12 protein-coding genes and 3 tRNA genes are annotated in these 15290 nt (G+C 51.5%); 7 read left to right on the plus strand and 8 right to left on the minus strand.

What is annotated here, in order from left to right; all coding sequences use genetic code 11:
- The first annotated feature begins 78 nt into the window (after nt 1-78).
- Entirely contained in the window at nt 79-1278 is a 1200-nt protein-coding gene (gene ompC / locus NNO02_RS08225) for a porin OmpC (protein ID WP_271454556.1), read from the plus strand.
- 170 nt (nt 1279-1448) lie between these two features.
- Here the strand turns inward: ompC and NNO02_RS08230 are convergent.
- Nucleotides 1449-1538: transfer RNA gene (locus NNO02_RS08230), tRNA-Ser, on the minus strand.
- A 93-nt stretch (nt 1539-1631) separates the two neighbouring features.
- Here NNO02_RS08230 and mtfA point away from each other — a divergent pair.
- Together mtfA and NNO02_RS08240 are read left to right on the plus strand one after the other, a co-directional pair.
- Nucleotides 1632-2429 carry a DgsA anti-repressor MtfA gene (gene mtfA / locus NNO02_RS08235; protein ID WP_121584795.1) on the plus strand — a complete coding sequence of 266 codons (798 nt, stop codon included), beginning with the start codon at nt 1632-1634 and terminating at the stop codon, nt 2427-2429.
- A 99-nt stretch (nt 2430-2528) separates the two neighbouring features.
- Nucleotides 2529-2604: transfer RNA gene (locus NNO02_RS08240), tRNA-Asn, on the plus strand.
- A 42-nt stretch (nt 2605-2646) separates the two neighbouring features.
- Here the strand turns inward: NNO02_RS08240 and cbl are convergent.
- Together cbl and nac are read right to left on the minus strand one after the other, a co-directional pair.
- Nucleotides 2647-3597 (minus strand): HTH-type transcriptional regulator Cbl, encoded by a 951-nt coding sequence (gene cbl / locus NNO02_RS08245; RefSeq protein WP_271454557.1) that lies wholly within the window; start codon nt 3595-3597, stop codon nt 2647-2649.
- Between the two features lie 101 nt (nt 3598-3698).
- The gene (nac, locus tag NNO02_RS08250; RefSeq protein ID WP_271454558.1) at nt 3699-4616 is read right to left on the minus strand and encodes a nitrogen assimilation transcriptional regulator NAC; all 918 of its coding nucleotides are present in this window, start codon (nt 4614-4616) and stop codon (nt 3699-3701) included.
- Between the two features lie 326 nt (nt 4617-4942).
- On the opposite strand from nac, the gene NNO02_RS08255 reads away from it, so the two are divergent.
- The 4 genes from NNO02_RS08255 to NNO02_RS08270 all read left to right on the plus strand — a co-directional run bounded on the left by NNO02_RS08255 (nt 4943) and on the right by NNO02_RS08270 (nt 9916).
- A tRNA-Asn gene (locus NNO02_RS08255) sits at nt 4943-5018 on the plus strand.
- Between the two features lie 214 nt (nt 5019-5232).
- A complete protein-coding gene (shiA, locus tag NNO02_RS08260) occupies nt 5233-6549 on the plus strand; it encodes a shikimate transporter (protein WP_271454559.1) in 1317 nt (438 codons plus the stop codon).
- Between the two features lie 118 nt (nt 6550-6667).
- Entirely contained in the window at nt 6668-8122 is a 1455-nt protein-coding gene (locus NNO02_RS08265) for an AMP nucleosidase (protein WP_271441747.1), read from the plus strand.
- Nucleotides 8123-8137: 15 nt separating this feature from the next.
- Nucleotides 8138-9916: an aminopeptidase P family protein gene (locus NNO02_RS08270; RefSeq protein ID WP_271441746.1), complete on the plus strand. Its 1779-nt coding sequence runs from the start codon at nt 8138-8140 to the stop codon at nt 9914-9916.
- A gap of 54 nt (nt 9917-9970) precedes the next feature.
- Here the strand turns inward: NNO02_RS08270 and ptsG are convergent, their stop codons facing one another.
- The 5 genes from ptsG to yceG form a co-directional block, all read right to left on the minus strand.
- Nucleotides 9971-11404, minus strand: a complete 1434-nt coding sequence (gene ptsG, locus NNO02_RS08275) for a PTS glucose transporter subunit IIBC (RefSeq protein WP_137383018.1) — start codon at nt 11402-11404, stop codon at nt 9971-9973.
- 421 nt (nt 11405-11825) lie between these two features.
- Entirely contained in the window at nt 11826-12623 is a 798-nt protein-coding gene (locus NNO02_RS08280) for a metal-dependent hydrolase (protein WP_101742067.1), read from the minus strand.
- A 10-nt stretch (nt 12624-12633) separates the two neighbouring features.
- A complete protein-coding gene (holB, locus tag NNO02_RS08285; RefSeq protein WP_271450144.1) occupies nt 12634-13638 on the minus strand; it encodes a DNA polymerase III subunit delta' in 1005 nt (334 codons plus the stop codon).
- Nucleotides 13635-14276, minus strand: coding sequence for a dTMP kinase (gene tmk / locus NNO02_RS08290; RefSeq protein ID WP_271441744.1), 642 nt, complete (start codon nt 14274-14276; stop codon nt 13635-13637). The genes holB and tmk overlap by 4 nt, the downstream gene beginning before the upstream one ends.
- Nucleotides 14266-15288: a cell division protein YceG gene (gene yceG / locus NNO02_RS08295; protein WP_271441743.1), complete on the minus strand. Its 1023-nt coding sequence runs from the start codon at nt 15286-15288 to the stop codon at nt 14266-14268. Before yceG ends, tmk begins: the two co-directional genes overlap by 11 nt.
- Nucleotides 15289-15290: the final 2 nt, after the last annotated feature.

Consider the following 15290-nt stretch of genomic DNA (forward strand, 5'->3'; position numbering starts at 1 on the left):
CTTCATAGATAGTATCAAAATGTAGTTTTTTGGATGCACTACATATTCATATAAATTATTATCATAAGGAAATACATAATGAAAAGAAAAGTACTGGCAATTATTGTCCCCGCGTTATTAGCGGCCAGCGCTGCAAATGCAGCTGAAATCTATAATAAGAACGGCAATAAATTAGATCTGTACGGTAAAGTAGATGGCTTACATTATTTCTCTGATGATGCGAGCGATGATGGCGACCAGACTTACGTTCGTGTTGGCTTCAAAGGCGAAACTCAGATCAATAACATGCTGACGGGTTACGGCCAGTGGGAATATAACGTTCAGGCTAACAGCACCGAAGGTGAAGGCGCAAACTCCTGGACTCGTCTGGGCTTCGCTGGTTTAGGCTTTGGCGAATATGGCACCTTCGATTACGGTCGTAACTATGGCGTGGTATACGATGTAGAAGCGTGGACCGATATGCTGCCAGAATTCGGTGGCGATACCTACACCCAGACCGACGTTTATATGACAGGCCGTACCAACGGTGTTGCCACTTATCGTAACCATGGTTTCTTTGGTCTGGTCGACGGTCTGAACTTCGCTCTGCAGTACCAGGGTAATAATGAAAACCCAGGTTCAGGCGAAGGTACTGGCAACGGTGGTGACCGTAAACTGTCTCGTGAAAACGGCGACGGGTTCGGTATGTCCACCTCCTATGACTTCGACTTCGGTTTAAGCCTGGGTGCGGCGTATTCTTCATCTGACCGTACCGATAATCAGGTCGCCCGCGGTTACAACGATGGCATTAATAGCCGTAACAGCTATGCTGGCGGTGACAAAGCGGATGCCTGGACCATTGGTGCAAAATATGATGCCAATGATATCTATCTGGCTGTGATGTATGCAGAAACCCGCAATATGACTGCATACGGCAAAGGTACTTATAAAAATGCTGCTGGTGACGATGTTGATAAAGGCGGTATCGCAAACAAAACGCAAAACTTTGAAGTTGTGGCTCAGTACCAGTTCGATTACGGTCTGCGTCCGTCCGTATCTTACCTGCAGTCCAAAGGCAGTGATTTAGGCGGTCAGAGAGTCAGCCATGGTAATTGGCGTTACGTTGACAAAGACCTGGTAAAATATGTTGATGTCGGTGTGACTTATTACTTCAACAAAAATATGTCCACCTACGTTGATTACAAAATCAACCTGCTGGATGAAGATGACAGCTTCTATGAAAGCAATGGCATCGCAACCGACGATATTGTTGCCGTTGGTTTAGTCTACCAGTTCTAATTTTGTACAAGACGTATCAGGCCTGCTTCATATGAAGCGGGCTTTTTGTTTATTTGAAGCGGATTTTTATGTCGCGAAGGCAATAGAACGACAAACTTGTGAGGATACTCAAAGAAAAAAACATCTGTAGCTGCTGTCGTTGAAAGCAAGGCGTGCAAGTGTTTGAATAGTGGCGGAGAGAGGGGGATTTGAACCCCCGGTAGAGTTGCCCCTACTCCGGTTTTCGAGACCGGTCCATTCAGCCGCTCTGGCATCTCTCCGTTCTGGTGGTTGCCATGATGCCAGGTAATTTGGCATTTTAACAGACCCAGTTCCGTCAATTTCGTTCAAGTGACGAGTTTGCGAGCAAAACGATGATTAAGTGGCCCTGGAAAGAGCAAGAAACAGCCCGGAATGATGACTGGCCCTGGGATGATGCCCTGGCAATTCCTCTTCTGGTGAATCTTACTGAACAAGAACAAGCCAGGCTTATTGCCCTGGCCGAGCGTTTTTTACAGCAAAAAAGATTGGTTGCACTACAAGGATTTGAACTGGACGCACTAAAAAGTGCACGAATTGCTCTGCTTTTCTGTTTGCCTGTTCTGGAATTAGGCATCGAGTGGCTTGATGGTTTTCATGAAGTCCTCATTTACCCTGCCCCGTTTGTCGTGGATGACGAATGGGAAGATGATATTGGGCTGGTGCACAATCAACGGATTATTCAGTCAGGCCAAAGCTGGCAACAGGGTCCTGTGATCCTGAACTGGCTTGATATACAGGACTCCTTCGATGCTTCCGGCTTTAATCTGATTATTCATGAAGTGGCACATAAACTTGATATGCGTAATGGCGATCGCGCCAGCGGCGTTCCGGCTATCCCGCTGAGGGAAATTGCGAACTGGGAGCATGATCTCCATGCCGCGATGAACAATATCCAGGATGAAATCGATCTAGTGGGTGAAACGGCCTGCAGTATAGATGCCTACGCAGCAACCGATCCTGCAGAATGCTTTGCGGTATTATCCGAGTATTTCTTCAGCGCCCCCGAGTTGTTTGCACCACGTTTCCCGGCATTGTGGCAACGCTTTTTCCAGTTCTATCGCCAGAATCCAATGCTTCGGTTGCGCGATAGCCAGGAAGAAGACCATTTTCGCTCATCAAATGTGCATTAATACTGAATTTGAAGATTAATTAACCAATTGATATGGCGTATTAATTTTACTGTTGACACGTCATGGTGAGGTCAGTAATATGCGCCTCGTTCACACGATTCCTCTGTAGTTCAGTCGGTAGAACGGCGGACTGTTAATCCGTATGTCACTGGTTCGAGTCCAGTCAGAGGAGCCAAATTTAAGAAGCCTGCTTAGGAAACTAAGCAGGCTTCTTGCTTTATATTTGATAATCAATCATCACTTCATCAGGCTCCATTGCCTGGCGTTTAATCTCTTCCACAGATAAACCTGCGTTGCATAGCTCGATGAAGCGCCAGACGTAATTGCGCTGCAACTGACCGCGTTTGAGCCCCAGCCAAACGGTGTTCGCATCAAATAAATGCCGGGTATCAAGGCGGGTTAACGTCCCCTCCTCCTGCTCGTCACTGGATTGCTCCGCCACCAGCCCGATTCCCAGCCCAAGCGCGACATACGTTTTAATCACATCCGAGTCCTGTGCACTGAGGATAATATCCGGCACCAACCCTTTACGCGCAAATGCCTCATCAATACGTGAGCGCCCCGTAATACCCTGCCGATAGGTAATGAGCGGCCAGTGAGCAATAGACTCAAGCGTAAGCGGGGAAGCCTTAACTAATGGATGATCATGTGGAACGAGCAGGCTGTGCTGCCAACGAAACCAGGGAAACGCCACCAACAGCGGATCGCTGCTGAGTCGTTCACTGGCAATACCAATGTCAGCGCCACCATTTTGCAGAAGAACGTCAATTTCTTGCGGTGTCCCCTGGATAAGCTCCAGGCGAACCTCCGGGAAGAGTTCACGAAATGCTTTGATCACCGCAGGCAGACTATAGCGCGCCTGTGTGTGTGTGGTCGCAATGGTCAACACACCAGACGTATCATTGGTAAACAGGTCCGCCAGTCGGCGAACATTGCTGGCTTCATTAAGAATACGCTCAGCGATCACCAGCAACGCCTTCCCCGGTTCGGTCATGCCAAGTAAACGCTTGCCACGGCGAATAAAAATTTCGATGCCAAGTTCGTCTTCAAGTTCACGAATATGCCGACTTACCCCCGACTGAGAGGTATAAAGAATATTCGCGACTTCCGTCAGGTTGTAATCCTGGCGGGCCGCCTCGCGGATTATTTTAAGTTGCTGGAAATTCACTTTTCGCTCCGGGTACATCAGACATTACGCTATTGTTAAAGTCTGACGCCCGGCATAACAAATAATAAAAACCTGCATCTTATTCCTGGCTGGAATAAGGTTTAACTCACCAACTGTAGCTCACGATTGTCCAGAGCCGGACGGCTAACCAGCGACAACAGAATTTCTTTCACCGCCTGAGCCTGTGGTGTCAAACTGCCTCTGGCTGACATATTAAGCGAGAGGGGCAGATTCATTGAGGGCGTTGTAATCCGCGCCATCCAGCCATTCGCTGCATGACATAATGCCCGGGCTGCTGATTCAGGCAAAACCGTCACCCCCATACCGCTGGCAATCGCGGCCGTTAGGGTAGAGATAGAATCAATTTCACCTATTACTTTGGCCGTTAAGCGGCGCAGTGAGAAGGCTTCGTCAACACGGAGGCGAACCGCACTGTAATCCCGTGGCAGAAACAAATTCATCTCGGCGACTGCCGTTAAATCGACACTTGGCCCAGGACATTCACGCGTCCCCACCAGGAAAAGATCCTCTTTGAGTAACGGTTGACTGGAAATACCCGCGATCGGCGAGCGCTCGTAGAGCACCGCCATATCTAATTGACCACTGAGCAATTTATCGTTCAGCACCGCCCCGCTGTTTTCATGCAAATAGACCAGTACATCGGGCAGCTCGGCGCGAACGGTCTGTAATAACGGCATGGTAATTGATGATGCTGCAGTGCCAGGTGCCAGGCCAATAGAGACGTGTCCACTCAGGGTCTGCCCTACATTATTGACCGCAAGCTGTGCCTGTTCACACTGACGTAATATCGTCCGGGCGTGCGTATACAACACTTTCCCCGCCTCCGTCGGCGTCACCCCGCGTTTAGTGCGGATCAACAACTGTTGATCCAGTTCCCCCTCCAGCGTAGCAACCTGCTGGCTCAGCGCGGGTTGAGCGATATGCAACACTTCCGCTGCCTGGGTCAGGCTACCAATATCGACGATTTTTACGAAGTATTTCAGTCGTCTGAAGTTCATTTTGCCTCCTGTCGGAATACCAGAACCCATGCTGGCAGTCATGAAACTCAGGATTGCAAGATACTTGCCAGTTTCATCTGTCGACGATTATTTAATGTTAAGCTCCCGTTAAGTAAGGGATAGCGCAGGAAAGGGATAGCTTCTACTGATTCCGCCTTTTTCCGGACTGCCCCACAAGAGGTAGACACGCACCAGAATGGGGCAAATGCCTAAAAAGCATGAAAGATCGCCGCTTTGTTGAATTTGTCAGCAAACGAACACACAATTTCATTTACCCCTTTGACAACCCCCATCGCCCCCGCTAATATGCGCCTCGTTCACACGATTCCTCTGTAGTTCAGTCGGTAGAACGGCGGACTGTTAATCCGTATGTCACTGGTTCGAGTCCAGTCAGAGGAGCCAAATTTAAGAAGCCTGCTTAGGAAACTAAGCAGGCTTTTTGCTTATTAATTTCTTCAATCGTCTTATTTTTCATCTTGCCCTCTTGTAAGGGATAAAATCGTTTTATCTTCTCGTCTGTCGCGGTAGTCTCATTACAGTCGTTTATATCTCGACTGCAATGTGCGTAACCTAACTCCAATACTAATAATTAAAAAACAGTACAGACAGGATAACTATGGATTCCACCCTCACCTCCACGGGTCCCCAGCAGGACACCTCATCGCTTAACCGTGCCCGACGCGCCGCACTCGGCAGCTTCGCGGGTGCCGTGGTCGACTGGTATGACTTTCTGCTTTATGGCATCACCGCCGCGCTGGTATTCAACCGCGAATTTTTTCCGCAGGTTAGCCCAGCAATGGGGACGCTCGCTGCCTTCGCCACCTTTGGTGTCGGGTTTCTGTTCCGCCCACTAGGCGGAATCATCTTCGGCCACTTTGGCGATCGCCTGGGCCGCAAACGAATGTTGATGCTTACCGTCTGGATGATGGGGATTGCAACTGCACTGATTGGTATCATTCCCTCTTTCGACACCATTGGCTGGTGGGCACCTGTCCTGCTGGTGACGCTACGTGCCATTCAGGGTTTCGCCGTCGGCGGCGAGTGGGGTGGCGCGGCATTACTCTCTGTTGAAAGTGCCCCGAAAAATAAAAAAGCTTTCTACAGTAGCGGCGTTCAGGTCGGTTACGGCGTCGGGCTACTGCTCTCTACGGGGCTGGTCTCGTTGATTAGCTCGCAAACAACCGATGAGCAGTTCCTGAGCTGGGGCTGGCGTATTCCGTTCCTGTTCAGCATTGTGCTGGTTCTGGGCGCGCTGTGGATGCGCAACAGAATGGATGAATCGGCTGAATTCGAACAGCAAAAACAGGAACCCCAACCGGTGAAAAAACGACTGCCGGTTATCGAGGCACTCACCCGTCACCCAGGGGCATTTCTGAAAATTATCGCCCTGCGTCTGTGTGAGCTCCTGACGATGTACATCGTCACCGCGTTTGCTCTCAACTACTCCACCCAAAACCTCGGGCTGCCGCGCGAACTGTTTCTGAATATCGGATTACTGGTTGGTGGGCTGAGTTGTTTGACCATCCCCTGCTTTGCCTGGCTTGCCGATCGCTTTGGCCGTCGGCGCGTTTATATTACCGGAGCACTGGTCGGTACACTCAGCGCTTTCCCGTTCTTCATGGCCCTGGAAGCGCAGTCCATCTTCTGGATAGTGTTCTTCGCGATTATGTTGGCCAACATTGCGCACGATATGGTGGTCTGCGTACAGCAGCCTATGTTTACCGGCCTGTTTGGCGCAAGCTATCGCTACAGTGGCGCGGGCGTGGGCTATCAGGTTGCCAGCGTTGTCGGCGGTGGTTTTACGCCTTTTATTGCCGCTGCATTAGTGACTTTCTCCGGCGGCGACTGGCACAGCGTTGCCATTTACCTGATGGCCGGATGCCTTATTTCGGCCGTCACCGCAATGCTGATGAGAGATAAGCAACACGCGTAAACCTTTATGCGAAGGCCATCGGGTCTTCGCATAATCTTCCTCAACGTCTGACTTTTGTTTCACATTCCTGTGACATACTATCGGGAGAACAGTACATCTGTGGAACAAGGAGACAGACATGAACAATAAGGGCTCCAGCCTGACACCCGCTCAGGCACTGGATAAACTGGACGCGCTGTATGAGCAGTCGGTAAAGGCTCTGCGTAGTGCCATTGGTAAGTATATTGAAACAGGGACGCTCCCTGACGACACCGCCCGCCAAAACGGTCTTTTTGTTTACCCATCGCTTTGTGTCACCTGGGATGGCAGTGCCACAAACCCACCGAAAACACGCGCATACGGACGTTTTACCCATGCAGGCTGCTATACCACGACCATCACCCGCCCGTCGCTTTTTCGCCCTTATCTTGAAGAACAACTGACGCTGCTGTATCAGGATTATGATGCGCATATTTCCGTCGAGCCATCACAGCATGAAATCCCCTATCCGTATGTAATTGACGGTTCTGAACTCACGCTCGACCGCTCGATGAGTGCCGGGTTAACGCGCCATTTCCCTACTACCGAACTCTCACAAATTGGTGACGAAACGGCAGATGGTACCTACCATCCGGCAGAGTTTTCTCCGCTGTCGCACTTCGACGCCCGTCGGGTCGATTTTTCTCTGGCGCGCCTGCGTCATTACACAGGAACACCGGTTGAGCATTTTCAGCCCTTCGTGCTGTTCACCAACTACACCCGCTACGTGGATGAATTCGTCCGTTGGGGCTGTAGTCAAATTCTTGACCCGGACAGTCCCTATATTGCGCTGTCATGCGCAGGGGGGATCTGGATCACTGCAGAAACTGAAGCACCGGAAGAGGCCATCTCCGATCTGGCGTGGAAAAAACACCAGATGCCAGCCTGGCATTTAATTACCGCCGACGGTCAGGGGATCACGCTGGTTAATATCGGCGTCGGCCCCTCTAACGCCAAAACCATTTGCGATCATCTGGCCGTGCTGCGTCCTGACGTCTGGTTGATGATTGGCCACTGTGGTGGCCTGCGCGAAAGTCAGGCAATTGGTGATTATGTTCTGGCTCATGCCTATCTGCGCGACGACCATGTACTGGATGCCGTGCTGCCGCCGGATATTCCGATTCCCAGCATCGCCGAAGTTCAGCGCGCACTGTATGACGCCACCAAAGAAGTCAGCGGCATGCCGGGTGAAGAGGTTAAACAGCGGCTACGTACCGGCACCGTCGTCACCACCGACGATCGTAACTGGGAATTACGCTATTCCGCTTCTGCGCTGCGTTTTAACCTCAGTCGTGCCGTCGCTATTGATATGGAGAGTGCCACCATTGCAGCCCAGGGCTACCGCTTCCGCGTCCCTTATGGCACGTTGCTGTGTGTTTCCGACAAGCCACTGCATGGCGAGATCAAACTGCCAGGTCAGGCCAACCGTTTTTATGAAGGGGCTATTTCTGAGCACTTGCAAATTGGCATCCGGGCTATCGACCGACTGCGTGCTGAAGGCGACCGGCTGCATTCCCGCAAATTACGTACATTCAACGAACCGCCGTTCCGTTAAGGCCTGAAGGTAACTATGCACAACTCAACTCCCCTTTCCGCCCTGCGCAGTCTGCTATTAGCTCAGGGACTGGATGGCATGATTGTCCCCCGTGCCGATGCTCATCAGAGCGAAGATTGCACACCGCACGACAATAAACTGGCCTGGCTCACCGGCTTTAGCGGTTCCGCTGGTCTTGCATTGGTACTTCGCGATCGCGCGCTGATGTTTGTCGATGGGCGCTATCAGGTCCAGGTGCGTAACGAAGTCTCTCTCGATGATTTTGAAATCCATCATTTGCACGATGAACCTCTGGCCGACTATTTGCAGGCTTACGTAACCTCTGGTGCGCGTATCGGCTTTGAACCTCTGCTGATGGTCAACAGTCAATTTGAAGCACTGTCGGCCACTCACTGCAAACTGATTCCGATGGAACGCGATCCCTTCGACCAGATCTGGCTCGACCGTCCAGCTGCCCCCTGTGGTGTTATTCGTGAAATGCCCATTGAGATAAGCGGTGAAAGTAGCGCGCATAAGCGCGTACGAATAGTGGAGCAACTGACTCAGCATCAGGCCGACGTGCTGGCGATCACGCTACCGGATAACATCGCCTGGCTACTCAATGTACGTGGAGCCGATCTTGCGATGGTTCCGGTTCCTTTTTCGTTTGCCCTGCTCCATCGCAGCGGCGAACTGGAGTGGTTTGTTGATAATAATAAGACGCAGCAACTGCCTGCATCATTGCTGGAGACGGTCACGCTGGCCCCACAAGAGAACTTTCTCCCACGCTGCCAGCAACTTGCCCAAGGTAAGCGTTTCCTGGTTGATAAAGACTATGCGCCAGTCGCGCTGCGGTTCGCCATTGAGCAAAACGGGGGAGAGGTTCTCTGGGCCCCCGATCCCATCACATTAATTAAAGCGCATAAAAATGATGTTGAACTGTCAGGGTATCGGGAATGCCATGAACAGGATGGTGCCGCATGGGTAAACTTTCTGGCCTGGCTGGCGCATGAGGTCCCGCTGCGCGAGGCAGCAGGTAATCCTGTCACTGAACTGGAAGCACAGGCCAAACAGCTGGCGTTTCGCCAGCAGCAGCCAGGATTTATAGAACAAAGTTTCAGTACTATTTCCGCCTCTGCCAGCAATGCGGCGATGTGCCATTACCATTCCAGTGAGAAAACAAATACGCCCATCACCACACAGGCAATGTATCTGAATGATTCCGGCGGCCAGTATAAAAATGGTACTACGGATACAACAAGAACACTCGCCTTTGGTCCACAGGATCCGCAGCGACGACTGCATTACACCGCCGTGCTGAAAGGGTTTTTATCACTGATCTCATTGCAATTCCCCAGCGGCACGCAGGGTCATCAATTGGATGCGTTTAGCCGCCGGGCGCTTTGGGAGTTGGGTCTGGATTTTGACCACGGCACAGGACACGGTGTAGGCCACCAGCTACTGATCCATGAACAACCCCATCGAATTGCAAAAAAAGTAAATCCCTGGCCTTTGGTGGCGGGTAACATTATCACCATCGAACCCGGTTATTATCTGGCTGGACAATATGGCATCCGCATTGAAAATCAGGTGGAGATTATCAATAGCCGACCCGGTTTTTGCCGCTTCTCTACCCTGACGCTGGTCCCCATCGATCTGAACCTTGTGGAATTGCATCTGCTGAGTGATGCAGAGAAACAGTGGATTGATGATTATCATCAACAGGTAAGAGAAACGCTATCGCCACGCGTGGGCAGCGACGCGCGCCCATGGCTGTTCGCTGCAACGGCGCCGATTCGCGTTCAAGCTAATTAAAACATAAAAAAGGCAGCCCGCAGGCTGCCTTAGTTCTCCCCAACTTCTTACTGCTTAGCTGTTACGGATGTACTCATCCATTTCAGTTTTCAGGTTATCGGACTTGGTACCGAAAATCGCCTGAACACCAGAGCCCGCGACCACAACGCCTGCCGCACCCAGTTTCTTCAGGCCAGCCTGATCCACTTTGGCAACGTCAGCAACGCTGACGCGCAGACGCGTGATGCACGCATCGAGGTTAGTGATGTTTTCTTTACCACCGAACGCGGCAACCAGGGCCGGAGCCATTTCGCCAGTCGCGCCCGCTTTATTGTCTTCAGTCGCATCCTCACGACCCGGAGTTTTCAGGTCCAGCGCTTTAATCAACACACGGAAAATGGTGTAGTACACGATCGCATAACCGATACCGACAATCGGGAACAACCACAACTTGCTGCTGTTACCGGACAGAACGATAAAGTCGATCAGACCGTGGGAGAACGATGTACCGTCGCGCATACCCAGCAGAATACAGATTGGGAATGCCAGACCAGCCAGAATAGCGTGGATGATGTACAGGATCGGTGCCACGAACATGAAGGAGAACTCGATCGGCTCGGTAATACCGGTCAGGAACGAGGTCAACGCAGCGGAGATCATGATACCGCCCACTTTCGCGCGGTTTTCCGGTTTAGCAGAGTGCCAGATTGCAATAGCAGCAGCAGGCAGGCCGTACATTTTAAACAGGAAGCCACCAGACAGTTTACCCGCAGTTGGGTCACCTGCCATATAGCGAGGGATGTCGCCGTGGAATACCTGACCCGCAGCGTTGGTGTATTCACCGATCTGCATCTGGAATGGAACGTTCCAGATATGGTGCAGACCAAACGGCACCAGGCAGCGTTCGATGAAACCATAGATACCGAATGCGACAACTGGGTTCTGGTACGCCGCCCACTGGGAGAACGTCTGAATAGCAGTACCGATCGGCGGCCAAATGAAGGACAGGACCACACCGGTGAAGATGGCAGCCAGACCAGAAATAATAGGAACGAAGCGCTTACCGGCAAAGAAGCCGAGGTACTCAGGCAATTTGATTCGGTAGAAGCGGTTGAACATATACGCTGCGATCGCACCGGAGATAATCCCCCCGAGAACACCCGTATCTGCCAGGTGTTTCGCTGTGATCTCTTCAGCAGGTAAATGCAGAACCAGCGGCGCAACAACAGCCATGGTCTTGACCATGATGCCGTAGGCAACAACTGATGCCAGAGCAGATACGCCGTCGTTGTTGGTGAAGCCTAACGCAACACCGATAGCGAAAATCAGCGGCATGTTCGCAAAAACAGAACCGCCTGCTTCTGCCATTACGTGCGATACAACGGCTGGCAGCCAGCTGAAGTTAGCGGAACCGACACCCAGCAGGATACCTGCAATCGGGAGTACGGATACCGGCAGCATCAGCGATTTACCGACCTTTTGCAGGTTAGCAAATGCATTCTTAAACATAATTAGGAGTGCTCCTGAGTATTTGTGCTTTTATACACTTCATCCTGCAAGCCGCCTCGGCGTTGGCTGCGTTCATTTACCCCAGTGGCTTACCCACGTAAGCTCCTGACGATTCACTCACTTGCCGTCTTGACGCAAGCTTGCATGATATTGTGTATTTCTACGTTCTCACGCATTGGCGAGGGGGGAGAACCTCGCCGTGGACAGGGCATCTAAGTACCCTTTATTTATTACACAGAGTAAAATAATTCAGTTCATTTTTGTTTGACGGCTATCACAATTCAGCTGTGGATGGCCGAAAAACTCGCACATTCCGATAAAATGAGTATCTGAATGTTTCCAACTGGTTATTCACCGCCCATTTTGTGGCGGTGAACTTTACTCGCTTTATTTATTAATTACGAGCTTTAAAAAAACTCAGTTAGCGGACTGATTGCAGGCGAGAAGCGTCGATGTGAAACAGGCGGGCAAAGTTATCTGTGGTGATTTGCGCCAGTTCTTCAACGGCAACACCTTTCAATACGGCCATGTACTCTGCGACATCACGAACCATTGCGGGCTGATTCTCTTTTCCGCGATGCGGTACAGGCGCAAGGTATGGGGAATCAGTCTCAACCAACAAACGATCCAGAGGAACATAACGCGCGGCATCACGGAGCTGTTCGGCATTGCGGAACGTGACGATGCCAGAAAATGAAATATAAAATCCGAGATCCAGCAATTTACCCGCAGTTTCCCTGTCCTCTGTAAAACAGTGTAGTACGCCGCCACAATCCGTCACTTTTTCTTCGCGCAGAATCGACAGCGTATCGGCACGCGCATCGCGGGTATGAACGATAACTGGCTTGTGTAACTCACGGCCAATCTGGATATGGTGGATGAATGATTCCTGCTGGCGAACTTTAGTTTCCGGTGTGTAAAAATAGTCTAACCCCGTTTCACCCATCGCAACGACGCCCTCTTCGGCGGCAAAACGACGCAAATCCTCGACATCATAGGTTTCATCCTGGTTTAGCGGATGAACACCACATGAGAAAACCACATTGTCACGCTCACCAACCAGTTCGCGCATACTGCGGTATCCCGGTAGCGTGGTGGCAACGGCAAGACAGAACTTCACATCACGCGCGGCCGCTTTCGCCAACACGTCATCCACGTCCTTATGCAAAGATTGATAATCCAGACCATCAAGATGGCAGTGTGAGTCGACTAAGAACATAATGTCTCTCTCAAAGATGGGGAACAGGCAGTATGGTGCCTGGTTGCAGATAATGCTCAGTACGGAGAATAAGATCGGTTAATACCAGTTCACGGTTTACGCCGGTCACATTTAGCAATTGCTGACGACAGTGACAAACATCACCGAGTATCGCCTGTATCTGCGCAACGGATAACCGCTCAGCGATTGACGATATCAACGCCAGAGCGTCAGGATTGGTTAAATGGGCCACACCATACGGGCGTTTGAGGGCATCTGTAAACAACGTTGCCAGCCAGTGTAAACGGGTCGCAGCTTGCTCATGATTAAGTGCCGCCAACAGGATATACCAGTCGCCGGATTGCAATGTGTTCGCCAGTGCCACACAGAAGTCAGTCCGGTGCGCCCAGCTTTCAGCTTGTAGCAACGTTAATGCCGCTCCGGGCGACCCGGCACTCAGCCGTAATGCGCTCAGTAGCGCCTCCTGAGATGCCGTCACTTCGCGGGCAAGCCAGGAAATGGCATACGATTCAGGCGGGGGAGCAAGATGATGTAACCGACAGCGGCTGCGTAGCGTCGCCAATAATCTTGCCGGCTCTGTGCTGGCGAGGAAAAACCAGGTCTGTGCCGGTGGCTCTTCCAGCGTTTTCAGCAAAGCATTGGCTGCCGCATCGGTCAACTGAGCAGCATCGGGGATCCATACCACCTTTGCCCCTCCCAGCCGTGAGTGCTCGTAGAGCTTCTCACTGACTTCACGTACCGCATCAACACCCAGCGTACTTTTTCCTTTTTCTGGCAGCAGCGAATAGTAGTCAGGGTGTGTACCTGCCTGCATCAACTGACAGCCACGGCAGTGCCCGCAGCTTTTGTGTCCTTCCGGCTGCTGGCACATTAAATAGCGGCTAAGAGCGTAAATCAGCGCGTCGTCACCCATTCCGGGTAACGCCTGAATCAGTAGCGCATGGTGACCACGACCCGCCTGGTAGCTGGCTACCAGTTTTTCAAAATCTGGTCGTAACCATGGATACCATTTCATGCGCCCTGCTCCTTCACCCACTCGGTGATGGTATTGCGGATATCCTCCATCACGACATCAAGCGGCTGTGTTGCATCAATCGTACGAATACTGGCGTCTTTGGCAGCCAGTTCAAGGTAGCGTGCGCGGGTGCGATTGAAGAAATCGAAAGACTCCTGTTCAATACGGTCCAGTTCACCACGTGCTCGAGCACGTTTTAACCCTACCTCGGGTGTCACATCCAGATACAGGGTCAGGTCAGGGCGAAAATCGCCTAGCACGGCATCACGCAGTGTTGCCAGCATGTTTTGATCGATGCCACGGCCGCCGCCCTGATAGGCCTGAGTCGACAGATCGTGACGATCGCCAATAACCCAGCGGCCTTTTGCCAGCGCTGGCTTAATCACGGTTTCAACCAGCTGTACGCGCGCGGCATAAAACATCAGGACTTCGGCTTTATCGGTAATCACTTCATCGCCAACCGATTTGATGTCCAGCACCAGACTTCTTAATTTCTCCGCAAGCTGGGTCCCACCGGGTTCGCGGGTAAATACCATGTCGCGAATCCCAAGCTGCTCAAGTGTCTCGACCACTACGTCACGCGCAGTGGTTTTTCCGGCACCTTCCAGGCCCTCGATGACGATGTAATTACTGCCCATTTTTTTCCTTAAGCACTTTCAGATAATCCTGCACGGAGCGGTTGTGGCTGACAAGATTAGTGTTAAACGTGTGACCGCCTTTACCGTCAGCCACGAAATAGAGATACGGGGTCTTTGCCGGATGTGCGGCCGCCTGCAGCGAAGCCTCACCAGGCATGGCAATCGGACCCGGCGGCAAACCTGTGATGGTATAAGTGTTATAGGCGGTCGGCATTTCCAGATCTGCACGCGACAATTTACCATTATACCGTGCCCCCATACCGTAAATCACGGTCGGATCGGTCTGTAAGCGCATACCGATACGTAAGCGGTTAATAAAGACTGAGGCCACCTGGTCACGCTCGCTGGCAACAGCGGTCTCTTTCTCAATAATTGAGGCCATCGTCACCAGTTGATTTTTGTCTTTATACGGCAGGCCATCAGCGCGCCCTTCCCAGACCGTATCCACGGTTTTAACCATCTTTTGATTCGCACGCTTCAGCAACGCCACATCAGTAGTATTCGCGGTATACATCCAGGTATCTGGCCAGAACCAGCCTTCCACCCATTCCGGGTTTTCCAGCTTCAATGCCCTGGCGACGGTTTCGTAGCTATCATCGCTCAGCGTATGCTTGATATACGGCGCATCGCGCAATTGTTTCAGGTAATCGCTCAGGCGCATCCCCTCGACCAGACGTAACGGAAACTGTGCTTCTTTGCCGCTTTCCAGCAATTGCAGCATCTCGCGTACGGTCATATCAGGCGTTAAACGGTAGGTTCCGGCTTTAAAATGCGAAAGATCGGGTTCAACACGTAATAACCACTGGAATACCCGCGGACGATTAATAACCTTGTCCGTATACAGCTGTTCCCCCAGCGCCAGGCGGCCCGTCCCCGCTTTTAGCGTAAAAATAGTCTCTTCTTTGATCAATAACTTACTGTCCGCCAGATGGCGAACTTTCCACATTCCCACTCCCGCGGCAATGCCCAGCACAACCAGCAATAACAGGACAACGAGTAACAATTTTTTCATGA

Source organism: Citrobacter sp. Awk 2 (genome assembly GCF_028069815.1).
In the GTDB taxonomy this organism is placed as follows: Bacteria; Pseudomonadota; Gammaproteobacteria; order Enterobacterales; family Enterobacteriaceae; genus Citrobacter.